Raw genomic sequence first — 23,483 nt, forward strand, 5'->3', positions numbered from 1 at the left:
CCCCCATCCCCACGGGGAAGTGTGACCGTGCGGGTGGGGGATTACATATGACGCTGATCATGTAGATCGTGCGGAAAGCGCGTGCCCGCTGACATCTGCTTTCTCTGCTGTTGGCCCTCTGCGGCCGACCGAAGCGTTCACGGTCGACCGTTTGGTTCGGCGCCAGTCCCTCCCCTGTTGGGACCGGTGCCGAACCATACGGTCGGAGTCGATCCGCGCCGGTGCGGCACGGATCGAGGAATGGCCGGACCCGTGGTGACGCGACGCCAGTCCGGATGGGACTGGCTCCAGGGATCCTCAACCTCACCTGACGAGAAGTCGCCACCGTCTCTCGACCCAACGGAAGCTGAGCGAGAAGATGCGGCATCATGAGCTGTCTCGTCGAGCGCTGAGCTGGTCGCCCTATTCGGGCGGCGCCCGGTTGATGCGCTGCTACGTCGCGATCCTGTCATCAGTCGCTCCCGCCGAAGAGACTCCGGCATCGGTTCCACGGCTTAACCGCAGGTCAGCACACTAGGGCGAGTTTTCCGGTCCGGACGTTCAGGCACGGGGGAAGTAAGGAGTGGAGACCTTGAGTCCCGACTCAGGGGCACGTACAGCCTTCGCTGAGCGTCTCGCGCTGCTGTACAAGGAAGCTGGCGACCCTCCCCTCAAGCGCGTGGCCGAGGCAGTCGTCCGCCTTCAGCGGGTCGACGAGCGAGGCCGACCGGTACGGGTGTCCGCACAGCGGATCAGCGACTGGCGACGGGCCAAGAACGTTCCTGCCCAGTTCGCCGCCCTCGCAGTGGTGCTGCACATCCTGATACCCGAAGCGCGACGCTCGCGGCCCACGCCCGTGTCTCCGGGCCTGTACGACCTGGCCCAGTGGCAGCGTCAGTGGGAGCGCGCGCTTGCTGATCCGGTCGGCGACCGCCCCGTACCGTCCGCGGATGAGAAACCTCCGGCTGAAGCCCCGGTCGTCCCTGGTGGCGTGTGTCCGTACCGGGGGCTGGCTTCGTACCGTCAGCAAGACGCCCAATGGTTCTTCGGCCGAGAGCGGAGCACGGATGCCCTCGTTGCTCAGCTCCGCGCAGTGGAGAAGACGGGTGGCCTCGTCATGCTCGTGGGCGCCTCTGGGGCAGGTAAATCCTCCCTGTTGAACGCCGGTTTGGTGCCCACGCTGCAGAACGGTGTGCTGGGCGACGACAACGGCCGCGCGCGGGAGGTACTCCAGCTCGTGCCGGGAGGCGATCCTCTCGTAGAGCTGACTCGCCGGATCCCTCAGCTTGCACCCGTCGTCTCTGCGCCGAAGGAACCCGGCACTCCGCAATTCGGGCACGCGGTGAGGGAAGCCGTCTCGGCATGGGCGCAACGCGAAACACCCTCCCCCGCCCCTCCGGTCGTCATCGTGGATCAGTTCGAGGAAACGTTCACGCTCTGCTCCAACGAAGCGAACAAGCGCACTTTCGTCCAGCTCCTCCACGCCGCATGCACGCCCGCCGACTCAGGTGAGCGAGCTCCCGTTCTCGTAGTCCTCGGCATACGCGCCGACTTCTACGAGCAATGCCTCGCATATCCGGAGCTGGCAGATGCGCTGCAACACCGGCACATGGTGCTCGGCCCCCTGACCACCGCGGAACTGCGTGAAGCGGTGACCGGCCCGGCCAAGGCCGTGGGCATGGAACTCGAACCCGGACTGACCGAGCTGATCGTCCGGGAAGTGAGCACCGACGGCCCTCGTGGGGGACAGAGCGCGGGTGCGCTGCCGCTCCTCTCCCACGCACTGCTCGCCACCTGGCAGCGGCGGAAGGGAGGAAAGCTGACGCTGGCCGGCTACCGCGCGGCGGGCGGAATCCAGGGAGCAGTGGCGGCGACCGCCGAGCGCGCCTGGTCCGACCTCGACCCGGCAGCACGCACGGCCGCGAGGCTGCTCCTCCTCAGGCTGGTCAGGCTGGGCGAAGACACACAGGCCACCCGCAGGCGGGGGACACGCCGGCAACTGGCGGAGGAGTCAACGGACTCCCACAAGACGGAGGAGTCGCTTGAGGCGCTGGTTCGCGCCCGATTGGTGACGCTCGACGCGGAGACCGTGGAGATCACCCATGAAGCCCTGCTCCACGCCTGGCCGCGCCTGCGTGACTGGATCGACGAGGACAGGGCCGGCAACCTGCTGCGCCAGCGGCTGGAGGAGGACGGCAGAGCCTGGGAGGAATCCAGCCGCGACACGTCCCTGCTCTACCGGGGTTCCCGCCTGGAGCAGGCCCGCGCCTGGGCAAAGTCTGCTGGCGACACCTTCCTGACTCGGGCTGCGGTGGAGTTCCTGGCTGCTTCGGTCAAGCTGCGCAAGCGCACGGTCTGGATCATGCGCGGTGCCGTTTCGGCTCTGGTGGTACTGGCGATGCTGGCTGTCGGTGCGGCGGTGGTCGCATGGCAGCAGCGGGACGACGCCGTGTTCGAGCAGGTCGTCGCCGAAGCCGATCGCGTCCAGCACACAGACCCGTCGCTGTCGGCTCAGCTCGCCCTGGTGGCACACAACTTGCGACCGGACGACGAGGGCGCGAACAACCGGCTGATCTCGATAGTGAACGCGCCGCTGGCCACGCCACTCCTTGGCCACACCGGCGCCGTCTACCTCACCTCGTTCAGCCCGAACGGACGGATCCTCGCCACCGCCAGCTACGACCGGACCATTCGGCTGTGGGACGTGGCGGACCCGGCTCGCCCCAAGCAATTGGGCGAACCTCTCACCGGCCACACGAGTTGGGTGAGCAGCGCCGTCTTCAGCCCGGACGGCAACACCCTCGCCAGCGCATCGGACGACGGCACGGTGCGGCTGTGGGACGTACGGGATCCCAGCCACCCGCAACCGCTCGGTGCGCCTTTGACCGGTCATGACGGCACGATCTACCTCCTGGCGTTCAGCCCGGACGGACGCACTCTGGCCAGCGCCACGGAAAATCACATCGTTCGCCTGTGGGACGTGGCCAATCCCCGCCGGCCAAAGGAGCGTGGCGTCCTGACGGGGCACACCGCCTCCGTACGCTCCGTGGCGTTCAGCCCTGACGGGCGGACGCTGGCAGCGGGTAGCGACAACGGCTCGATCAGGCTGTGGGACATGACCGATCCGGATCATCCGGTGCAGTTCGACACGGCGCTGACCGGCCACACGAGCACGGTGCATTCCGTGGCCTTCAGCCCGGACGGCCGCACTCTCGCCAGCGGGGGCAAGGACGACAGCGTTCGCCTGTGGAACGTGGCCGACCCACGTCACGCTGCGCCGATCGGTTCTCCGCTCACCGGCCACACCGGTCCCATCTGGTCAGTGGCCTTCACCCCCGACGGGACCATGCTCGCCGCCAGCAGCGCGGACAGCACGGCGAGCCTGTGGAACGTCAGCGATCCGGCATACCCGTCACAGGTCGGCGAGCCTCTCGCGGGGAGCAGTGGCGAGATGTACGCCTTGTCCTTCAGCCCCGATGGCCGAACCCTTGCAACGGGAAGTGGTGACAGCAAGGTCCGCCTGTGGTCGATACCGACGTCGGACATGATCGGCCGCGTCGGAGCGTTCCGCCCGGATGGGCGGGTTCTCGCTACGGCCGCGCGAGACGACAGGGTTCGGCTGTGGAACGTGGATGCTCCTGGCCGGCCTGTGTCGCTGGGCAAACCGTTCACGCCCGGGGAGGGCGACGCGCGTTCGCTGGTGTTCTCCCCCGATGGCCGCACGCTCGCAGTACTGATGGGAAACCAGTCAGTGGCGCTGTGGAACGTCTCCGATCCGACTCGGCCCGTCCCTTACGGGCCGCCCATCCCGTTGCGGACCCGGTTCTCGGGCGCCGATGCGCTGGCCATCAGCCCGGACGGACGGACGCTGGCAACCGACTACGACGACCGCACCATACAGCTGTGGGACATCAGCAACCCGTCGCACCATCTTCCACTCGGCGAGCCGCTCACCGGCCACAAGGGTTACGTCAACTCCCTCGTCTTCAGCCCGGATAGCCAAACTCTCGCCAGCGGCAGCGCGGACGACACCATCCGGCTCTGGAACGTGGCCGACCCGCGTCACGCGGCACTGCTCGGGTCACCTCTCACGGGGCACCTCGGACCCGTCAACGCACTCTCCTACAGCCCCGACGGCAAGACTCTGGCCAGCGGCAGCGACGACGACACCGTCCGACTCTGGAACATCGCCCACCCGTCCAGGGCAAGCCGGTTGGGCTCCCCGCTCACCGGCCACACCGAAGCGGTCGTGTCCCTGACGTTCAGCCAGAACGGCCGCACTCTGGCAAGCGGCGGCAACGACAACACGGTCCGGCTCTGGGACATCGCCCACCCGTCCGCGGCCTCGCCGATCGGCCAGTCGATGAGTCCCAACGCCAAGACGGGAAACTTCCTGTCGTTCAGTCCCGAAAGTCACATGCTCGGAGTGTCGAGTGGCAGCGACACCGTCCGGCTGTGGAACTTGGATGCCAGCGAGGCCATTAGCCGCATTTGCTCAACCACCCGCGGCGTCCTGACACCGGAAAAGTGGCACGAAAATCTTCCCCGGCTCTCGTACGCGCCCCCTTGCGGCCAGTGACAGGAAAACGTGATCCCGATCACAAATCGCTGCTGTGGCCGGGCAGTTGATTCCCACCACACGAGCAGCGTTGCTAGCCTTGGCTGTAGCCCGATCGCTGGTGCATCCCCCGTCGCCAGCGGTCGGGCACTTCCATGTCCTGGTCACAAATAGTGCGGACAGGGACGCATGGAAACGCCCATTACGCGCCCCGGCTTGGCCAGATCTCGCCCCCGGCGGTTGCCCTGAGCCCATCCACATTGGGCAAGGGCACGCCTAATGGCCGCACGCATCCAGACCGGTCCCGACTTGCTTCAACTGCACCGTCCGATGGCACCGGGAATCAAAGGGAATGCCCCGGAGCTACGTCAAAATGCCCCCGCCTGGCAGAGCGCAGCAAGCACCCATGGCGAGATATCGGCATACCGACGGAGCTGCCGAGGCATTAGTCGCTATCGGCGGGTTCGCCAAACCAAGGTCGTAGTAAAGGTCGCGCCCAGGATGGCGAGAATGCCGATGGAGATGCCCCACGCATCACCGAGCCACACACCGAGAGCGGTCACAACGAGCGCACAAGCGAGCGCAATGGCGGCAAGTATCCGTCCGATGAACATTACCAGTCCTTAAAAACAGTGGTCGGCGACACCCTTGGCTGCGCCCGCCGTCCCATTAATGAGACCCCCGGTGGCAGCCAGCGACGCCCCGCCGGTTTCCAGACCCCCTGCGACACTAGCAGCGACAGCAATCCCACCCCCAAGGGCTCCCACGCCATCCATGAAGCAGGTCCAGTCCATGCGCGTAGTTATCTGACCCGGGGCCGTCGGGCGGACCACGGTGCCTTCAATCGTGGACCCCTCCTTCACATCAGCGATCGTCTGAGTGACCTGGTCACCCTTCAGGGTCCAGGTGGCCTTGTGAATGTTCCCGGCGGTGTCTCGGATGTCGAGCCGCGTCATACCGCCGACCACCTTGCCATCGGCGTCAAGAAACCGGACACCAGGGTCGGTAAGGACCGCGTGGTCCCCCTTGGGCAGCTGGAGCTTGAACGTGGAGGTGGCCGCGAACTTCGCCACCTTGCCACGCTCGACGAAGGCATTTGCAGGCTTGTCCTGCGGAGCAAGGCTGGCGGCCATTGCAGCGGGAGCAGCAACTCCCAACGTCGCTACGAGGGCTGTAGCAGAAAAAGCGAGTTTGGCGCTGCGGTGAGTGAACAAGAGAGTCCTCCCGTTTTAAAAAACAAAGATGTCCGCGTTCCCCTACGGACTGGTCATGATCGATCCGATCATTTCTATGAAGCGGGTGTCAAAAGAGGACTTAACAGCAACGAGATCTGCACTTTGGGCGCCATATTGACGCACGTGTCACAGCATTTCCTGCCGAAGGCCTCGAAGCAGGCAAGGCAGACATACATCACATATTTATCACGGGGATTCACTGACTGAAGGAACCCAGTCCTTGTTCGCCTAATAGCGCAGCGCTCATACAGCTTTTTGCCGTTGGTTTCGGTGAAGCATGATGCTCCGCGACGCCGCCTGCCGGGCGCCGCTGGGCGACCAGCGCACCGATCAGTGACGACGTGCTGCCAGCGCGGCAGCACACCCTAGATGACTGGGTCGGCAAGACCGGCCGACATCACGCAAAATCAAATTCAATAGCACTGTGCGGGGCCGCATTGCGGCGGCCCCGCGGGCTCACTTCCGTGGGTGGCGAACCGGGCCTGATTGCCGCGCGGGCACCCAGTCTGAAACCTCCCAGGACCCTGACCAGGGGAGCCGATTACCGGCGAGCTCTGAGCAGGGCATCTAGTACAGCGACCGGCGAGTTCGGAGACATCGCGGCGCGTTCTGCCAACGATGCCTCCCACTCCTCGGTCAGGCCTTCCATGAGCCGCTGTCGCATGCACGGCGTGATGTGGCTATAGCGGGCCTGCACCGAGCCGTCCTCGTGGCCGAGCCGTTCGTCCATCAGCTTGGGCCGAGTTCCGAGATCCTCCATGATCGTCTTGTGGGTATGCCGAAGCCCATGCGGCGTAAGGCCCTTCGCGATCGGCAGCCAACAGGCGTCAGCCCGCCCCGAGGCATTCCTTCCTCGCGCCGGCACTCCCGGCCAGGGCGCGGCGAGCACGGGCACCGGGTGGGCTTCCTGTGGAGCCTTCTTCGGGTACCAACCCGTCGCAGCAGGCTGAAACAGCCACGTGGCAAAACCAGTGCGTCGCCAGTGCGGGGCCATCTCACCGACTGCGCCTCCTCGCAGGTAGCCGAGGTCCGCAATGGCGGTCTCGACCTTGATCCGTGTCTGTTCCGCCACCGCCTCCGGCCGGTTCAGCACATTGGAAACCGTGCCGGTGGAGACCCCGGCACGGCGCGCCACATCGATGAGCTTCGGGCCCACGTGGCGCACCGCACCATTGGACTCCTCGTGACCGCGGAAGACGTACCTGCGGCCGTGACACTTGCGCGGCTGCTGACTGGTCCGCGCAACGTGCCCGCTGATCAGAGCATGCAGCCAATCCATGGTGTCGATTGACCGGTACGAGTCGTCCTTGGGCGGGCACGAATGCAGCTGGCCCGAATCCAACTCGTAGAGCTGCCGTTCCACCCTCAGCGTGCCCGGGCGGACGAACTCTGCTTCCAGGCCGACAAGTTCACCCCATCTCATACCGGTGTACCCCCTTCGTGACCACCGCCACGAACTCGTCATCACGGCCGGACAGGAGCGAGGCCCGCTCCGCAATCAGCAACATGCCGAGCGAGTCCGTCACCATCTTCCCGGCCCTGCGGTTCCGTGAACGTCCGGCACGCTTGCCTCGCCCCCGCCTCTTGGTGGCGGGGTTCGAATCCCGAAGCCCTTCCTCGACAGCGTCCGCGAGGGTGAGGTGAAGGGTGCCGCGCCAGGTCTTCACGCTGGAGGCCGCGTACAGGACCCGCTCCTTCTTCTCCCACACACCGATGTCCGTGGACCGGATCTCGGCGACCGTCTTCTCTTCGGACTCAGGGAGGAGATGCTCCTCGATGTGCCGCCGACAGTTCCGCATGGTGGAAGCGGCAAGATCCTGCGTGGCGCACCAGCCGTTCACGTACTCGCCGAAAGCGATCTCCCCCCCTCGGGCTTCCTTTGGGCGCACCAACTTCTCAAGAGGTCCCGTTCTATAGACATCTTGAGGAGTTGCCATGACCATGCCCCCTCCATGGCTCCACTCGTCAAGACCTCTTTAGGAGTCGTATGCTGAGTCGCATCAGACAACGGATCGGTGAGCACCCATGGCAAAGGCATACGAGCGGATCGCGGACGAGCTCCGCGCGGAGATTCGTGCAGGTCAGCTGAACCCTGGCGACCAACTGCCCGCCGAGTCAGCGCTGGTTGAGCGCTTCGGCAAAAGCCACGTGACGATCCGTGAAGCTCTCCGCGTGCTGCAGACCGAAGGACTGATCGACAAGCAGCACGGCCGCGGCTCCTTCGTCCGTCGCCCCCGCACCCGGGTGCAACGCACGAACAGCCGGCATCAGTGGGAGAAGGGCCGCGCGCGCGAGCCGGAGGAGCAACGACTCCAGACTGGCGCCACCGAGCGGGACACCGGCCTCGAAGTCAACGACCTCGTGTTTCATGCGTCGTACCGCGAGATCAAGGCGTCCAAGGAACTCGCCGATGCAATGGGAGTGCCTGAGGGCACCGTCCTCCTTGAGCGCACGTATCGCACGCGGTACAGCGCCGAGCGCGCGCCGTTCAGCTTGGTCACTTCGTATCTGGTCCGCGAGCGGATCGAGAGCAACCCTGACCTCCTGGACGAGACCAAGGAGCCCTGGCCTGGGGGCACTTGGAACCAGCTGCACACCGTGGGCATCGAAATCGACCGCGTGGAAGAGCGCGTGACCGCTCGACCGCCGACGGCGGAGGAGGCAGAGGAGCTCGACCTCCCGCCCGGCACATCGGTGCTGATCCTCAGGAAGACCTCGTACGACACCGAGGGCCGCGTTGCGGATGTCTCCGACGTCACGCTTCCCGGCGACCGCACGGAACTGCTCTTCACGACCCACTTGGAAAGGTGGTGAGCCGTGAGCCGGCGCATCATCATCGTCACCGCTGTTCACGCCCCGTCGGCGCACTTCCTGCCCGACGCCTACAAGTCTCTCTGTGAGCAGGAGATCCCCGAAGGGTGGGAGTGGCACTGGCTCATCCAGGAGGACGGCATGGGCGACGAGGTCGCCCCTCACGTCCCCAACGACGAGCGGGTGTCGTTCCAACAGGGCCGTCGTGGAGGTCCCGGGGTCGCTCGCACCATTGCTCTCGCTCGCGCCGACGGCGAGTACGTGAAGGTCCTGGACGCCGACGACCAGCTCCCCCCGGGCGCACTCGCCCGTGACCTCGCGGCGCTCGAAAGCGATCCATCTCTTGGGTGGGCGACGTCCCGGGTGCTCGATCTGCTCCCCGACGGTTCTACGGCCGGCTTCCCCGGCGACCCCGACCACGGCCCGATCGAGCGCAAGGCCGTGCTCGACTACTGGGCGGCGCACGACTACCGGGCTCCGGTGCACCCGGCAACGCTCTTCATGCGCCGCGATCTGCTTGTTGCCCTGGGCGGCTGGATGGCGCTCCCGGCCTCCGAGGACACGGGCCTTCTCCTCGCGCTGAACTCTGTGGCGCGGGGTTGGTTCTCGTCCGAGGTGGGCCTTCTCTACCGCAAGTGGGAAGGGCAGGCCACCGGCCAGGCCGCGCACACCGACGCTGGGGAGCGGGACGCGCGCATGGCCATTGTGGAAGCACGGGCTCGCGCACTGGACTGCTTCCAGTGGCGCTACCCGATCAGCGAGAACTGATCGGTACCTCGTACTCGATCGCGCACCCGGCGGTGGGCACCACAATGTCCGCGGTCTCGACCGCGCGGCCTTCGTCGCTGCAATAGGTGCGAGCGATACGAGTGACCAGCGCACCGCGCTGAACGCCGAGGAGGACAGCCTCCTCGGCGTTTGCGTGTCCGGCCTCGGGCCGCTCCGTCGCCCGACTGACCGTGACGCCGATCTCGACCATCCGGCGCACAACACCCTTCCCCGCGAGCGGGCCGCCTTCCGGCATCACGACGAGCGTGCCGCCGGTCAGGCTGTACGGCTCCCAACTCGTCGACAGATGCGAAGGGCTCACCACCTCCCGCAGAACAACGTAGGGAAGCGCTAAGTCACGGTCGAGGGCACACAAGTGCGTGTCTGAGCGTGCACAGAAATTCGAACACGTGCTCTAATTCTAGTCATGGCGCGAACCTTTCCCCACGATCTTGTTCAGTTGCAGCGCGAGTGGAACCGGACGTACGAGGCACTGGCCAGCGCTCCGTTCCGTACGGTGCTGCGCCGTCGCCTGCAGCTGCTGTCCTGTCGTATCGCCGGGCACCCGTACCTGAGCAGGCCGGGCCGGTCCTCGGCCTCGCGCACGGAGCTGCGTCGGCAGGCTCGCGCGGCCGAGGGCCAGGCGACGAGAGCGGCGTGACGGGCCTTGGTGGACTGTCCCCGCGACAGGAGGAGATCGTGCGGTGCGCTCGCCGATGGGTAGCCGAGTACGGCGAGGCCCCGTCCGTGCGCGAGCTCGGAGAGGCGGCCGGCCTGTCCAGCAGCGGCTCGATCGCCTACCAACTGCGCCGGATGCGAGAGGCCGGTGTGGTGGTCGAGACCCGCGGCCGCCGCAGCGACCGCTGCCCCCACTGTGGCCAGTGAAACGAACAGGAAGGGACCGGTGACGTACCGGGTGACCCTGCGCTTCATCCCCGGCGGTCCGGCAGTGACCGGTGACTGGGCCGACCCGGCCACCGCCGAGCGCAAATGGCGGGACCGCATCGGGGTCTACGGCAGCCACCCGACAGCGCTGATCACCTTGACCCAGCAGCGTCCCGACGGGGATTGGCAGACCGTGGCGGCATGGACGCGAGACGGCGGTGAGCAGCGGGCGCAGCGGAGCGGAGCGGAGCCTGAGTGGAAGCCAGCCGGCACCGCAAACGCGCGGGACGAGGACGGCCGCAAGCTGAACCTTCAACCCGCCGCCCATCCACGAGCTGGTCCGCTGCCGAGAAGCCGAGCTCAGGCCTGCGAGGAGTCGAGGTGAGCCGTCAGCTCTTCGGCGTCAATGCGCGAAAAGACCAGCTCTGTCTCCCCGACAATCGGTCCCCGCCAACGGACCGGTGCCACCGGGTGCCGCAGCGCTCTCGGGTAGCTCGCCGGCGAGTAGTCGTTGGGCAACCGGTAGGTGTGAAATCCATGCTTCTGCATGGTCTCCAACAGCTCCTCGACCGAGTCGCCGAGCTGTGCCAAGCGATCCGGAGTAACCTCCACGGCGATCTCCACGTCCGATCGCAGCTGATCAAGCACAGGAGCGAGCCCTCGGACGACTCCGCCCTCTGCCCCCTCCACATCGATCTTGATCACGCGAGCCCCGGCCACCTCGTCCGACTTCAGCACCTCGGGCAGGGGGAACGCCTCCATGTCGAACGTGGACTCCGCCGGACCGTCGTACGGGACGATCGAGTTGGCGCCCATGTTGTGCGAGCTGGCGAGCACGAACGTCAGCGTCTTTCGCTCGTCCGACACGGCGGTGTTGACCGCACGGATGTTGTCGCACTGGTTGAGAGACGCGTGCTGCAGCACCCTGCGGTGGAACGTAGGCGATGCCTCGATCGCCACCACCCGCCCTGTACTGCCCACAAGTCGGGAGCCGAGCACGGCGAACACCCCGATGTTGGCGCCGACGTCCACGAACACGTCGCCGGGGCGCAGCCGACTCTGCAGCCATCGGGTCATGTGGGGCTCCCACGCTCCGAAGAGGTAGAGGAACCGCTGAATCAGATCCGTGGTGTCGACGGCGAACCGAGCGCCGGATCGGTCCTCAACTACGCGCTGCCGAGGGTGATCGCAGAGGTACGGGTTCAGAAACCGCTCGGCGAGCTCTGCCTTGCCGACTGCGCCCGGCGCATGACGAACGTACCCGCGCCCGAGGGTGACCAGAGCTTCTGCGAGAGGGGTAACCATGTGGCCGCCTTCCGTGGATCTCCGGTCACCGTAACTCCCGGCATAGACATCGGACACGCCTCATTGCATGGAGGCTGCCTGAGCTTCGCCCCAGTGTGCGGGAAATGTCCCTGCCGTCCGTACTGCGGCAGCGCGGACGCTCCGTCACCTTGGTAAGGCTGAAGCGGAAGAGCCCCGCGATCAATCACGCGAGCTTCGATCTCGCGACGCTCAGGGTCCACGGCCAATCTACGCAGGCGTCGGCGCGATTCATTCGCGCAGGTCAAACACCACCTTGATCAAGCGGGAGGCCCAACATGCGGATGGCGTTCCCCCTCAGCAGTTTGTACGCCACATCATCAGGCAGTCCTGCCATGTGCTCGGCCGCCACCTGCTTCGTGTTCGGCCATGTCGAGTCGACGTGCGGATAGTCCGTCTCGAAGGTCGCGTTGTTCACGCCCACGGTCTCGATGGCCTCGATGCCGTGCTTGTCCCGGAAGAAGCAGCAGAAGATCTGCCGGTAGTAGTACGAGGACGGCGGTTCCGGAATCAGGTCCTTCACGCCGCCCCAAGCCCGGTGCTCTTCCCATACGTCGTCGGCACGTTCCAAGGCGTATGGAATCCACCCCATCTGCCCCTCGCTGTAGGCGAGTTTCAGGCGCGGGAACTTCACCAGGACCCCGGAGAAGAGGAAGTCCATCATCGATGCCATGGCGTTGTTGAAGCTGAGCGCGGCTTGAACCGCCGGAGGCGCATCTGGTGACGCTGCGGGCATCTGCGACGACGAGCCGATGTGCATGTTCACCACGGTCCCCGTCTCCTCACAGGCCGCGAAGAACGGGTCCCAGTAGCCGGAGTGGATGGACGGGAGTCCGAGGTACGTCGGAATCTCGGAGAAGGTCACCGCGCGGACCCCACGAGCCGCGTTGCGCTTGATCTCCGCCACAGCAAGATCGATGTCCCACAACGGGATGAGGCAGAGCGGGATCAGCCGGCCCCCGCTGTCCCCACACCATTCCTCAACCATCCAGTCGTTGTACGCCCGCACGCAGGCGAGGCCGACCTCCTTGTCCTTGGCCTCGGCGAAGGTCTGCCCACAGAAGCGCGGGAAGGTCGGGAAGCAGAGCGAGGCCTCGACGTGGTTGAGGTCCATGTCCTCCAGGCGGGCCTTCGGATCCCAGCAGCCACGGCGCATCTGCTCGCGCGTAATGCCGTCGAGCGTCATCTCGTCGCGGGAGAAACCGACGGCCGCGATGATGCGCTTGTACGGGAAGATCGCGCCCTCGTACTCCCACCAGTCGGTGATCTGGCCTTCCGGATCCGTCGTGAACTCGTACTTCCCCCCGATGTACGCCAGCTCGCCGATGCCCGCGGTGAAGGGCTTCGGGCCTCGGTCCCGGTACTTGCTCGGGAGCCACCGGTCAAAGAGATGCGCGGGCTCGATCACGTGATCGTCCACGCTGATGACCCGGGGGAGTTCCTTGGTGCTGGCTTCGTTGCTGACCACTCGATTGCCCCCTACTGCCTGCTTGTTCACGACCGTTTCTGACGACCCATCAGATTCAGCGTATGGGCGCAGTGGACGCAACGGCAAGCGGCAGCACTGAACTTGACCCTTGCGGGATCAGGGCGCGTCCGCTGAACTGACGTGCCGTCAGTTCAGCGGCCTGGAGGGATGACCTGATGCAAACGATGTGGCTCAGCGGGGCCGAGTGGCTCGCCGTCCTACGGATCGGCCTCGGCCTGTGGTGGCTGGAGAGCTGGCGTCACAAGGACAAGCAGGACTGGTTCCGGGGCGGTGGCATCGCGTGGGCCGCCGGCATCGCGGAGAAACACCGCTGGCAGCTCGTTCAGTCGGGCTTCGCCCTCGTGGTCAAGCCGCGGCCAAGGGTGATGGCCTACGTCGTCGCGTACGCGGAACTAGCCCTCGGCCTCGGCCTCATCTTCGGCGCTCTCACGCCGATCGCCCTCGTGGGCGGGCTCGTGCTCAACCTGATCTATCTCGTGCTGATGATCCACGACGTGGCCGAGCTGGGGCAGAACCTGATGATGGCGCTGATCTCCGGCGTGTTGTTGTTCGGGCTGGGGTGGCAGGTTTGGTCCGTTGATGAGCTGCTTGGGCTGTTCGTGTAGTCCTGGCGCTCGCCAGGTCGCCGTCGGCAACCCACAGCCGAAGACCCGAATTCTGGCCTTCCAACTGGGCGACTGGTCACATCTGCGGGCAACGGAGCGAGCTGGCGGAGCATCAAGTTCGTGCGCCAGTAGGCGGCGACCAGCAGCAGCCGATCCTCCAGAGGCAGACACCAGGGCCGGCCCCGGCGGACAGGGTCGCCCTCCTTGCGCCGCAGTACGGTCACCAGCTTCGCGAACTGGCGCGGGCTCAGCCCGGTAAACGGGGATATCCAGTACGGCTCCGACGCCGTGATCACACCAGCCACACCGGGATCATCACATCAGATCGACCCGGCACCGAGACGGTCGTAGCAGCTACGCTTCCACGACGCAGCCGATGTTGAGCAAAGGGGAGATCGTGAACCGGCCACTGCTGTTCCTCGATGTGGACGGGCCGCTCAACCCCTATGCGGCCAAGCCGGAGAAGCGCCCCCACGGCTACACCACACTCAGGGTGCCCCGGGACAGCGAGACCCCCATGGAACATGGAGGACTCTCGGTCCGGCGTCGGCCCCTGCGGGTCTGGCTCAACCCTGAGCACGGGCAAGCCTTGCTCCGGCTCGACTACGAGTTGTGCTGGGCCACCACATGGATGGACGACGCCAATCGGTGGATCGCCCCGGTGCTAGGCCTCCCCGAACTACCCTTCGTCGACTTCGGCGACGCCTTGTTCCAAGAACGCCCCGACGGGGTCCACTGGAAGACTGCTCCCCTTGTGGGTTACGCCAACGGCCGCCCCTTCGCCTGGGTGGACGACGAGCAGAGCGGTCCCGACGAGGTGTACGTAACCGCCCACCACCGGGCTCCTGGACTTCTACACCACGTCAACCCGCGAATCGGTCTGCGCGAGGACGACTTCCACACGCTCGCTGATTTCACTCGGTCACTGAACACCCCACAAGCCATCAGCTGAGCACGTCACCACTCCATCAGACAGCCCGGCACACGCCCCCACGATCATTGCGGGCCAAGCCTTAGCCCTGGCCGGATAGAGAATCGGCCCCGCACAGCGGCCGATCGTCTATCGATCGACTCGAAGATCATTACGGGACAAGCCTTAGCCGGGGCACAGCCCAGTCGGCGTCCATCCATTTGACGAACGCGCCACACTATGCGTGGCCCTCAGTAGCTTCCCGAGCGCCGCTTCTCTGAAGGCATCAAGTCCCCTTGGAATTTGGTCACTTGCAACTAGAACACCAAGGCAGTAACGCCGGTTCCACAACTGGGCACCCATGAAGGGCACTGCGATGGCGCGCCGTTCACCTACGCATTGGTCCGCAGGTGCTTCTATCCCTTCAAGCAGGAGCGATGGGCACTGCGACTCTTCGCTCTTGCTCAACTCCGGGACCAGTCAAGGGGTTTATACTCTAAACCAGAGCAGATCTTTCGACTTTACCTAATCATGGGGCAAGGTCCCCGGCGAGGCAACCTAGAGTTGATGTCGTCGCTCGCGGCACACGCTGCCCCCGTGCGCCATATGCAAGCGGATTACATGGGGACACGGGGCGCAAGTGACTCTTCGCTACATAAATGACACGGTAACTGTCGACTACAGCTGCATTACAGTCGGGCTCATTGTCTCCGCCGATGCATTGCGGCGACGACTTACCCGACTGTTCCGTGGAAGCGGCTGGGATTTGCTCGACCTGGACAGCGGGAAGCACCAGTCCGCTCCGGAATGCGATGTTCTCGTGGTCGATGTCGACCGACTCCCGCAGGTGCAGAGTTCAACACCCACTGCGGCATTGACCTACAACGCCGATGTGCCGCATATCGGGGGCGTGGGCGCGGATGTGTGCGCCATCGTGGAGCGCGATGACGACGACAGCGCCTTCCTGGAGGCTGTTCAGGAAGTCGCCGCAGGTCACGGCTGGATCTCGCCCATCCTCGTACGGGCGCTGCTTCGGGAGTCGCATCGTCATGCTCGTACCCGCCTGAGCGCCTACCCGGATACTTACCCGGACGCGCGCACCGAGCGGATCGACTGCGCATCCCGGCTGACGCCACGCGAGCGCGAGGTCGTGGCGCTGGTGGCCCAGGGCATGAACAACAGCGAGATCGGGAACACCCTGTTCATCGCGGAGAGCACGGTCAATTTCCACATGTCAAATATTCTGCAGAAGACGGGACTTCGGGACAGGAGTCAACTGGCGGCTCATGTGTCCGCACAGCCGACTCCCACCCGTGAGTCTGCTCGTCTATGACCCGGCGCGGTTCTGCTCCTGCTTCTTCTGCATGACATTGACGCCAGCCAGAATTATGGCCATCAGTAGCGGAATCGCGACGGCCACGGGGCTGTTCCCGAAGAGCGGGGCCACCAGTGTCAAGACCAGCAGGATCGCTACTGGACTCCAGCGCAGGGTTTCCTTCTTCTTACTCTGATTCATACGGGCTCTTTCCATCCGCTTTGGGTTATGGCGTCTCAACGGACCATTGGATCAGGAGACTTCGTATCGCGCGAACCGCAGCCCTCCCAAGACCGCGAAGGCGACCGCGTACAGCCCCAACACGAGGAATCCGGCCCCTTGCCCCGTGTCGGCGGCCCCCGTTGCGGCGGTCATGATTGTGCCTCCGCTCGCGATGTCACCAGCTCCACCCGGCATTACCCACACCCGGGTTGTTCACGGCCCCGCACATGACGCGCACCATGGTCCGATGGTGCAACCTCGTGGTGGTCCCTCTTCGGCGGCAACAACTCAAAGGTCCAGTAGAAGGATCCAAGAGACGCTGAAACACGGGGGTGTCACACCGGTCACAGCGTCACGCGCCCCGCAACCAGACCGCAGCCGACCGTGACAAGCCGTGACGCCCCCTGTTTCAGCCAAGCCCCTACCCCATGCCGACCCGCACTCCTAAGATCGTCCAGGCCTCTTTAGGAGTGGGCCTCGGGGTGGGGGGATTTCGTGGGGACCGGCGAGCAGCTCGTGACGATCGCTGCGGTGCTGCTGGGTGCGGTGACGACGCATGTCACGAACCACCTCATGGAGCGGAACCGTATGAAGTACCAGCTCACGACGCGCTGGGACGACAAGAAGCTCGATGCCTACGACAGATACGTCGACAGCGTCCGCTCCTGCATATTCCTCGCGGTCCAGCTCTACGAGACGAAGGAAGGTCTCCGCGAACGCGAGCAGCCTGACGCCGAGATCCTGGCGGAGATGAAAGAGGCTGGCCGTCTGCGGGGGCGAGCCTTCGAACGGGTCATGCTGCTCGGCGGGGACGACGTAGTCGAGGCGGCACACGACCTCAACGCCGCAGGGCTCCAGGTCGACTGGCAGGCGAACGGAAAAACCGCCGGAAGCCTGGAGGACTGGCGAGACCGCAACCGTGCCGTCTTCCGGTCGATCAACTCGTTCCACGAAGCCGCTCGCGCGGATCTCGGCGTCAGCGGCAGCGTGACCGGCGAACAGCACCCGGAGCGCGACCTCCTTCTTCCGCCTCCTCGCTCTGACTCATGACGTGACGCTCGGCCAGATCGCCGCGCATACCGGATCCGCCGACGCGTATCCCTGGTCTGTTGGTGCCCGACATGCCACCCTGCCCGGCATCGTTCGCTCTCCGGCCTGATCCGCAGGCGGAGAGCGTCACGCGCACTGTCGTCCTGGTCGACGAGGAGAAGGCAATGAGCGAGCAGAACCACGACCAAGAAGTGGGCATGCCGGCGGAAGGCGCCGAACATCAAGAGTCGGCGGACACCTTCAGGGCAAGCCATATGGCGCGCGCTCAGAGCGCTGCCTCACGCGCCGCTGCGGTCTTCCACCACATCGAACTTGGTGCCGACGGGCAGCGCCCTGACGAGGCCGCAAGGGCCGAGGTCCTCTTCAAGGCCACCCACGCTGCCCGCGTATCCGTTCAAGCTCTCGCTGTTCTCTCTGAGAGCCGGCCCAATCCTGCAGCCGACTCCCGTTGCGCGAGGAATGCCGCTGCGGCGGCTTCTCAGGCCGCCCAGATGGGCCAGCTCCACGATGATGGCAGCGAGCTTTCCGCGGCGGCTTCCAAAGCTGCTCTCAAAGCGGCTCAAGCCGCCGGGGTCGCTGCGGCAGCGGGGGCCCTGGGAGAGAACGAGACCCTGAACGCCGAGGCGGACGCGGCCGAGCAAGCTGCTGTGGCAGCAGCCGAGGCCGCCGGCTGGATGCGCCCGGGGGAGCAGATTCCTCCGGTCGCGACCGGCACCCGGAGCGCCGACGTGATGGCGATGATGCACTTCTGACGCCCCCAGCGGGGCACCCAACTCCCGGTAGCCATCAGAAGATCCTCGGCTCGCTGTCCCGGGGAGTGAGGTGGGAGTGGATCATGAATGGCAGCCCCTCCCCCACCGATTCAGGCCAACGCATACCAATGCCCTGACCTGCACAGAAGCAGAACGAGGCAGGTGAGAGACCTTTCCGCACCTAGTTCGGGACGAAGAGCTCATGGGTTCAAATCCCGCCACCCCGACAGCCGAAACACCAGGTCAGGCCCGGCACTGAGAAATCAGCACCGGGCCTGATTTGCGTTCGCAGTGTGCCGCGGGCGGCAGCAGATCGCTCGGTACGCCCCCGAGCAATCGAGCCCGCCGAACCGCGCAACCGGCAACACCCCACCCCTCCCCAGAAGTTCGGGCCATGCGGCGAACCCCGCCGCCCGGTTGCTTCGGCCCTGCGGGGATTCACCCCGCGAGCCCTTCGCGCCACCGGATCGCCGGGCTGCCGGTTCGCCAGGTCACCGGGCCCCCCGGGGCGCCACGTCGTCGGCCGACGCGGCACGTCACAGACCGATCGGCACCCCCAGGACCCATCACCCCTAGTCACAGAATTGTCACAACGTGGCATATGCGGGTGCTCGGCGGGGCCGGTCGGCAAGAGGATGTCGGTCTGCTTCTTGCCGGGCACATCCGGCGCCCTGCGTGTTGGGGAAACTCGGGGGCGAGGAGGTCGGGGAATGGTTGCCCATCGGTTCAATCCGCCACCGGGGTGGCCTGTGCCACCTGCGGGATGGATGCCGCCGCCGGACTGGCGGCCAGACCCCTCATGGCCTCCGCCCCCTGCGGGATGGCAGCTGTGGGTTCCCGAAGCCGGCTCCGCCGTCGACGGCCCCGCCTTTGGTCCTCCCGCGGGCTTCGCGGTTCCGGCCGCTCCCGGGGGCCCCGCCGCGGTGCCGTCGCCGCGGAAGGGCGGGCTGTTCGGGCGGCGTCGGGCGGATGGCGGGTCCGAGGCCGACGAGCTGCGGGCGTGGATCGCGGGGACGCAGGGGCTGGATGCCGCTCGGGTCGCGGGTCTCGTACGGCAGGTCGAGGCGGAGAGCGCCGCGCTGCGCGAGAAGGCGTCCATCGAAGCCGCCGAGGAGGCCGAGGGGATCCGCAAGGACGCGCGTGAGACGGCCAAGGAGATCCTCGACGACGGGCGCCGGACGGCGAAGGAGACCGAGCGGGTCCGCAAGGAGGGTGACCGGCACCGCAAGGACGTCCTCGACGCCGAGCGGCGGCTCGCCGAGTTGCAGGCCCGGATCGTCAACGCCGACGAGACCGCCATGCTGCAGGAGGCCGGCATCTACGCCTACCGGCATGTGCTGCACGACGCGATCGCCTACCGGAGCCGGCTCGACACCCTGCAGAACGAGACCAAAACGCTCGCCCGGGCCGGCCACGCCGTACAGGCGGCCACAGACTGGACGGTCAACGGCTCCAAGCGCGAGGGGCAGAAGATGGTCCGCGACTTCTCCAAGCTCATGCTGCGCGCCTACAACGCCGAAGCCGACTACGCCGTGCGGTCGATGCGGCCGCACCGGCTCGACTCCCTCGTGGACCGGCTCTTCAAGAGCCGCGAGACGATCGCCAGGCTGGGCGCCACCATGCACATCCGGATCACCGACGAGTATCACAACGCGCGTGTACGGGAGTTGGAACTCACCGCCGACTTTCTGCAGAAGAAGGAAGAGGAGAAGGAGGCTCAGCGCGAGGTGCGCGCCCGGGAGCGGGAGGAAGCGGCGGTCCAGCGGGAACTCGACCGGCAGCGCGAGAAGCTGAACAAGGAGCTCGGCCACTACCAGGCGGCCCTTGAACGCCTGCGTGAGCGCGGGGACGAGGCGGGCATGGCGGAGATGCAGGCCAAACTGGCCGAGATCGACAGCGCTCTGCGGGACGTCGACTCTCGCGCGGCGAACGTCCGCGCCGGCTACGTCTACGTCATCTCGAACATCGGGTCCTTCGGCGACCGCATGGTGAAGATCGGCATGACGCGTCGGCTCGAACCCCTGGAGCGGGTCTACGAGTTGAGCGGCGCGGCCGTGCCCTTCCGGTTTGACGTACACGCGCTGATCTTCAGCAAGGACGCGGTCGGCCTGGAGACGGAACTTCACCGGCAGTTCGCCTCGCGGCGGATCAACCAGGTCAACAGCCGCAAGGAGTTCTTCCATGTCACCCCCGCCGAGGTGCGCGACGCGCTGCAACGGTTCGCCGGGCAGCATCTGATCGAGTTCACCGAGGAACCCCAGGCCCTCGAATGGCGGGCCGGCCGATGCAATGGCGGAGCCGGGGCAGGAGGCGTCGCGGCCCGTACGGCATGACGTGCGGCGGAGGCTCAGTACGATCTCGGGCATGGACTGGCTTGAGCGTGCCGCGCAGTTGAGGCAGTGGAGCCGGGGTGGAGTGCGGGCGCCGCACAAGCCGCTGCTGCTGTTGTACGCGCTGGGCCGTTTTCAGGCCGATGCCGCGGACGAGCTGCCGTACAGCGCGGTGGAGGCGGACCTGAAGCACCTGCTGGTGGAGTACGGCCCGCCCCGCGTGACCACGCCCGCCTATCCCTTCCACCATCTGGTCAGCGACGGGGTGTGGGAAGTACGGACCGAGCACGGCCCCGGCAGCCCGGGCACCGGAGTGCGGGAACTGCGGGCCCACCGGGCCACCGGGCGGCTCGCGCCGGACCTCCAGGACGCGCTCCGGCGGGAGCCCTCGCTGCTGGGCCGCATGGCAAGAGTGCTGCTTGATCTGCACTTTCCGGCCTCGCTGCACCAGGACCTGTGCGACGCGGTGGGCCTGGAACCGGAGCTGGCCGAGACCGCAGCGCCGACAACGCCCGGGAAGCGGTCTCGGGATCGGCGGATGCGGGAGACGGTGCTGACCGCGTACGAGTACCAGTGCGCCTTCTGCGGCTACGACGGCATGATCGGTACCGCGCCCGTCGGCCTTGAGGCCGCGCATGTGCGCTGGTGGGCGTTCGACGGCCCGGACGACATCGACAACGGACTGTGCCTGTGCTCGCTGCACCACAAGCTCTTCGACAAGGGCGTCCTGGGCATAGGCGACGGCCACCGCATCCTGGTCTCGCAGCGGTTCATCGGCCGCAGCAAGGCAGCCCGCGAGCATGTCACGGCACTCGCGGGCCGGCCGCTCATAGGCCCTCAACCCGGCGCCCGGCCCATCGCGGCGGCCCACCGTTCCTGGCACACCAGCCAGGTCTTTCGCGGCGCCCCACGCCCCACCATCGCCTGAACGATCCGGTCTCATGGCGCTCGGTGATGCCGCGGAAACGCCCCGGGTTTGTATCCACCCCGTATCACCCACCACTTCGTTCCCCATCGGCTCACCCCGCCGGGCCGTGCGGCGGTCCCCCGCCCGGCCCCCCTGTCGTATCGTTCCTTTCGATCCATCCGAGTCGCCCGCTGCGTACCGTTATGACCGGTAACCGCGGTGGTGGGGACTCGGTCGGCCGCCCGAACAGGAGCCCCCGTGTCCTCGTCCGCCCCCTCCCCGGCCGCCCCGCACCCCGTTCGCGTGTTGCTGGTCGAGGACGACGACCTCATGCGGCGGTCCTTTGCCGTGGCGCTGGAGCGGTACGGGTACGAGGTCGCCGTTGCCGCTGATGGGCTGGCCGGGCTGGAGGCCTTCCGGGAGGGCGGGTTCGATCTGCTCATTCTCGATGTCATGCTGCCCGGGCTCGATGGGATCGGGCTCTGCCGCCGGGTGCGCGAGAGCAGTCTCGTGCCGGTGCTCATGATGTCCGCCCGGGGGGACGGGCTCGATGTCGTCGCCGGGCTCGAGGCCGGGGCCGATGACTACGTCGTCAAGCCGGTCGATACGTATGTGCTCGTCGCCCGGATCCGGTCGCTTCTGCGGCGCGCCACTTACACTCCGGCCATCTCCACCGCCCCCGAACTCCCTGCCGAACAAGGAGAGTTGCTCACCTTCGGGGAGCTCTCCATCGACACCAGCGGGCTGGAGGTCTTCGTCTCCGGTGCGCCCGTCGCGCTCACTCCCACCGAGCTGAAGCTGCTGCTCGCCTTCGCCGCTCACCCCGGCGTCGTCCTTGAGCGGCACACCCTCCTGCGTGACGTCTGGGAGTACGGGTGGGACGGGGACAGCCGGGTCGTGGACCTCTGCGTGCAGCGGCTGCGCAAGAAGCTCGGGCGGGACCGGATCGAGACGGTCCGCGGGTTCGGCTACAAGTTCCGGCGTTGAGCACCGTGCGCCCCGTCCGGCCCGGCCGCGCATCCCACCCCCGCACAGGCCGCCCCACCCTCGCCTCCCATCCCCGCAGGGACCGCCTCACCCTCACCTCCCTCCGCTGGAAGATCGCCGCGCTGGCCGCGGTCACCGCCTGCCTCGTTGCCGTCGCCGTCGGGCTGCTCGTCCACTTCTGGACCGCGCACGACATCCGCGACCGGGCCGAGATGCGCGCCTTCAACTCCGTCTACTCCGCCATGGACACCTACCGCCGCACCGGCACCCTCTCCGACGGCGCCCAGCTCGATCCGCCCGACCTGCCCGCCTCGCTCCGCCACCCCACCGACGGCGACCGGCACACCGCCTACGACGGGCGCGTCGACGGGAACTCCGGGCCCACCGTCTGGGGTGCCCAGCGCGTCGGCGGGCCGGGCAGCCCCGTGCTGGCCGTCGAGGTCAACATGAACCCCGATCTCTACGGGCTGCGCCGGCTCGATGCCACCATGGCCGTCGCCTCGCTCGCCTCCGTCGCCGCCGCCGTGCCCCTCGCGGTGTACGGGGCCGGGCTCATCGGACGGCGGCTGCGGCGGGTCTCCGAGACCGCCCGCCGGATCTCCGCCGGGGACCTCGACGCCCGGACCGGGCCCACCGTCGGCCGCGACGAGGTGGCCGAGATCGCCGCCACCGTCGACCTCATGGCCGACAGCCTCGGCCGCCGGCTCCGTACCGAGCGACAGTTCACGGCCGATGTCGCCCATGAACTCCGCACCCCTGTCGGCGGGTTGCTCGCCGCTGTCGATCTGCTGCCGGACGGAGAGGACGGGGATCTTCTCCGGGGGCGGGTGCGTGATCTGCGCGGGCTCGTCGAGGATCTCCTGGAGATCTCCCGGCTCGACGCCGGGGCCGAACTGCCCGTCCACGCCCACGTCCCGCTCGACGGTGTCGTCCGCGAGGCCGTCACCCGTACCGGGCTCGATGCCGAGATCAGCGTCGCCGAGGGCACGCACACCGTCGAGACCGATCCCCGTCGGCTTGAACGGATCGTCAGCAATCTCGTCGTCAACGCCCACCGGCATGGCGCCGGGCCCGTCGAGGTCGGGGTCTCGGACCGTACCGTCGTCGTACGCGACCACGGGCCCGGGTTCCCCGCCGACCTGTTGCGCGACGGGCCCCGCCGCTTCCGCACCGGGGCCGAGGAGCGCGGGTCCGGGCACGGGCTCGGGCTGACCATCGCGCTCGGCCAGGCCCACGTCCTCGGCGCCGAGCTCCGCCTCGACAACGCCCCGGACGGCGGAGCCCGAGCCACCCTGCGCCTGTAACGCGGCCCCGGACGACGGAGCGAGCCACCTTCCGCCTGTCACGCCGCCCCGGA

General features: G+C 66.8%; 20 protein-coding genes and 3 pseudogenes. 15 read left to right on the plus strand and 8 right to left on the minus strand.

The genetic code is table 11. The features are described 5' to 3' along the window. Nucleotides 1-562 precede the first annotated feature (562 nt). Entirely contained in the window at nt 563-4,558 is a 3,996-nt protein-coding gene (locus IE206_RS10565; protein ID WP_189961785.1) for an nSTAND1 domain-containing NTPase, read from the plus strand. A 602-nt stretch (nt 4,559-5,160) separates the two neighbouring features. Here IE206_RS10565 and IE206_RS10570 read toward each other — a convergent pair. After that, the gene (locus IE206_RS10570) at nt 5,161-5,751 is read right to left on the minus strand and encodes a hypothetical protein (protein WP_189961786.1); all 591 of its coding nucleotides are present in this window, start codon (nt 5,749-5,751) and stop codon (nt 5,161-5,163) included. A gap of 562 nt (nt 5,752-6,313) precedes the next feature. Next, nucleotides 6,314-7,637, minus strand: a pseudogene (locus tag IE206_RS10575) (LacI family DNA-binding transcriptional regulator); the annotation flags it as partial. A gap of 160 nt (nt 7,638-7,797) precedes the next feature. On the opposite strand from IE206_RS10575, the gene IE206_RS10580 reads away from it, so the two are divergent. Beyond that, a complete protein-coding gene (locus IE206_RS10580) occupies nt 7,798-8,586 on the plus strand; it encodes a GntR family transcriptional regulator (RefSeq protein ID WP_189961787.1) in 789 nt (262 codons plus the stop codon). Between the two features lie 3 nt (nt 8,587-8,589). Continuing rightward, nucleotides 8,590-9,351, plus strand: a complete 762-nt coding sequence (locus IE206_RS10585) for a glycosyltransferase family 2 protein (RefSeq protein WP_189961788.1) — start codon at nt 8,590-8,592, stop codon at nt 9,349-9,351. On the opposite strand, the pseudogene IE206_RS10590 reads toward IE206_RS10585, so the two are convergent. Next, nucleotides 9,338-9,667 (minus strand): annotated as a pseudogene (locus tag IE206_RS10590) (UTRA domain-containing protein); the annotation flags it as partial. The gene IE206_RS10585 and the pseudogene IE206_RS10590 overlap by 14 nt on opposite strands. 111 nt (nt 9,668-9,778) lie before the next feature. Here IE206_RS10590 and IE206_RS10595 point away from each other — a divergent pair. From IE206_RS10595 to IE206_RS10605, 3 genes are read left to right on the plus strand one after another with little or no spacing between them, the layout of a single operon-like run. Continuing rightward, nucleotides 9,779-10,012: a DUF8825 domain-containing protein gene (locus IE206_RS10595; protein ID WP_189961789.1), complete on the plus strand. Its 234-nt coding sequence runs from the start codon at nt 9,779-9,781 to the stop codon at nt 10,010-10,012. Then, the gene (locus IE206_RS10600; RefSeq protein ID WP_189961790.1) at nt 10,009-10,236 is read left to right on the plus strand and encodes a LexA family protein; all 228 of its coding nucleotides are present in this window, start codon (nt 10,009-10,011) and stop codon (nt 10,234-10,236) included. Before IE206_RS10595 ends, IE206_RS10600 begins: the two co-directional genes overlap by 4 nt. A 19-nt stretch (nt 10,237-10,255) precedes the next feature. Then, nucleotides 10,256-10,621: a hypothetical protein gene (locus tag IE206_RS10605; protein ID WP_189961791.1), complete on the plus strand. Its 366-nt coding sequence runs from the start codon at nt 10,256-10,258 to the stop codon at nt 10,619-10,621. Here IE206_RS10605 and IE206_RS10610 read toward each other — a convergent pair. Together IE206_RS10610 and IE206_RS10615 are read right to left on the minus strand one after the other, a co-directional pair. Continuing rightward, complete coding sequence (locus tag IE206_RS10610) at nt 10,597-11,541, minus strand: FkbM family methyltransferase (protein ID WP_189961913.1); 945 nt, start codon at nt 11,539-11,541, stop codon at nt 10,597-10,599. The genes IE206_RS10605 and IE206_RS10610 overlap by 25 nt on opposite strands. A gap of 262 nt (nt 11,542-11,803) precedes the next feature. After that, a complete protein-coding gene (locus IE206_RS10615; protein ID WP_189961792.1) occupies nt 11,804-13,027 on the minus strand; it encodes an amidohydrolase family protein in 1,224 nt (407 codons plus the stop codon). A 176-nt stretch (nt 13,028-13,203) separates the two neighbouring features. On the opposite strand from IE206_RS10615, the gene IE206_RS10620 reads away from it, so the two are divergent. Further along, nucleotides 13,204-13,653: a DoxX family protein gene (locus IE206_RS10620; RefSeq protein ID WP_189961793.1), complete on the plus strand. Its 450-nt coding sequence runs from the start codon at nt 13,204-13,206 to the stop codon at nt 13,651-13,653. Between the two features lie 89 nt (nt 13,654-13,742). Here the strand turns inward: IE206_RS10620 and IE206_RS10625 are convergent. Then, nucleotides 13,743-13,958: pseudogene (locus IE206_RS10625) on the minus strand (transposase family protein); the annotation flags it as partial. 92 nt (nt 13,959-14,050) lie between these two features. Between IE206_RS10625 and IE206_RS10630 the strand changes: the two are divergent. Next, nucleotides 14,051-14,605, plus strand: coding sequence for a hypothetical protein (locus tag IE206_RS10630; RefSeq protein WP_189961794.1), 555 nt, complete (start codon nt 14,051-14,053; stop codon nt 14,603-14,605). A 598-nt stretch (nt 14,606-15,203) separates the two neighbouring features. Beyond that, on the plus strand, nt 15,204-15,896 hold the full coding sequence (locus tag IE206_RS10635) for a response regulator transcription factor (RefSeq protein WP_189961795.1): 693 nt from the start codon (nt 15,204-15,206) through the stop codon (nt 15,894-15,896). Here the strand turns inward: IE206_RS10635 and IE206_RS10640 are convergent. Further along, nucleotides 15,891-16,079 carry a hypothetical protein gene (locus IE206_RS10640; RefSeq protein WP_189961796.1) on the minus strand — a complete coding sequence of 63 codons (189 nt, stop codon included), beginning with the start codon at nt 16,077-16,079 and terminating at the stop codon, nt 15,891-15,893. The two genes, IE206_RS10635 and IE206_RS10640, sit on opposite strands and share 6 nt — an antisense overlap. A 51-nt stretch (nt 16,080-16,130) precedes the next feature. Then, a complete protein-coding gene (locus IE206_RS43140) occupies nt 16,131-16,253 on the minus strand; it encodes a hypothetical protein (RefSeq protein ID WP_264197582.1) in 123 nt (40 codons plus the stop codon). Nucleotides 16,254-16,595: 342 nt separating this feature from the next. Here IE206_RS43140 and IE206_RS10645 point away from each other — a divergent pair, with 342 nt between their 5' ends. The 6 genes from IE206_RS10645 (at nt 16,596) to IE206_RS10670 (ending at nt 23,430) form a co-directional block, all read left to right on the plus strand. Beyond that, a complete protein-coding gene (locus IE206_RS10645) occupies nt 16,596-17,150 on the plus strand; it encodes a hypothetical protein (RefSeq protein ID WP_189961797.1) in 555 nt (184 codons plus the stop codon). 164 nt (nt 17,151-17,314) lie between these two features. Then, nucleotides 17,315-17,902, plus strand: a complete 588-nt coding sequence (locus IE206_RS10650; RefSeq protein WP_189961798.1) for a hypothetical protein — start codon at nt 17,315-17,317, stop codon at nt 17,900-17,902. A gap of 923 nt (nt 17,903-18,825) precedes the next feature. Continuing rightward, nucleotides 18,826-20,235: an SNIPE associated domain-containing protein gene (locus IE206_RS10655; RefSeq protein ID WP_226598548.1), complete on the plus strand. Its 1,410-nt coding sequence runs from the start codon at nt 18,826-18,828 to the stop codon at nt 20,233-20,235. A 31-nt stretch (nt 20,236-20,266) separates the two neighbouring features. Then, on the plus strand, nt 20,267-21,160 hold the full coding sequence (locus tag IE206_RS10660; RefSeq protein ID WP_189961800.1) for a phosphorothioated DNA-binding restriction endonuclease: 894 nt from the start codon (nt 20,267-20,269) through the stop codon (nt 21,158-21,160). A gap of 237 nt (nt 21,161-21,397) precedes the next feature. Next, nucleotides 21,398-22,126, plus strand: coding sequence for a two-component system response regulator CseB (gene cseB / locus IE206_RS10665; RefSeq protein ID WP_226598546.1), 729 nt, complete (start codon nt 21,398-21,400; stop codon nt 22,124-22,126). A 5-nt stretch (nt 22,127-22,131) separates the two neighbouring features. Then, nucleotides 22,132-23,430: a sensor histidine kinase gene (locus IE206_RS10670; protein ID WP_189961915.1), complete on the plus strand. Its 1,299-nt coding sequence runs from the start codon at nt 22,132-22,134 to the stop codon at nt 23,428-23,430. Nucleotides 23,431-23,483 lie beyond the last annotated feature (53 nt).

Origin of the sequence: Streptomyces violascens (assembly GCF_014649955.1) — a bacterium.
GTDB lineage: Bacteria > Actinomycetota > Actinomycetes > Streptomycetales > Streptomycetaceae > Streptomyces > Streptomyces violascens.

Excerpts from the sequence above, each read along its gene's own strand:
- IE206_RS10660 (WP_189961800.1), top strand. The coding sequence starts at position 20,267 with ATGGACTGGCTTGAGCGTGCCGCGCAGTTGAGGCAGTGGAGCCGGGGT.
- IE206_RS43140 (WP_264197582.1), bottom strand. The coding sequence starts at position 16,253 with ATGACCGCCGCAACGGGGGCCGCCGACACGGGGCAAGGGGCCGGATTC.
- IE206_RS10650 (WP_189961798.1), top strand. The coding sequence starts at position 17,315 with ATGAGCGAGCAGAACCACGACCAAGAAGTGGGCATGCCGGCGGAAGGC.
- IE206_RS10640 (WP_189961796.1), bottom strand. The coding sequence starts at position 16,079 with ATGAATCAGAGTAAGAAGAAGGAAACCCTGCGCTGGAGTCCAGTAGCG.
- IE206_RS10610 (WP_189961913.1), bottom strand. The coding sequence starts at position 11,541 with ATGGTTACCCCTCTCGCAGAAGCTCTGGTCACCCTCGGGCGCGGGTAC.
- IE206_RS10580 (WP_189961787.1), top strand. The coding sequence starts at position 7,798 with ATGGCAAAGGCATACGAGCGGATCGCGGACGAGCTCCGCGCGGAGATT.
- IE206_RS10620 (WP_189961793.1), top strand. The coding sequence starts at position 13,204 with ATGCAAACGATGTGGCTCAGCGGGGCCGAGTGGCTCGCCGTCCTACGG.
- IE206_RS10595 (WP_189961789.1), top strand. The coding sequence starts at position 9,779 with ATGGCGCGAACCTTTCCCCACGATCTTGTTCAGTTGCAGCGCGAGTGG.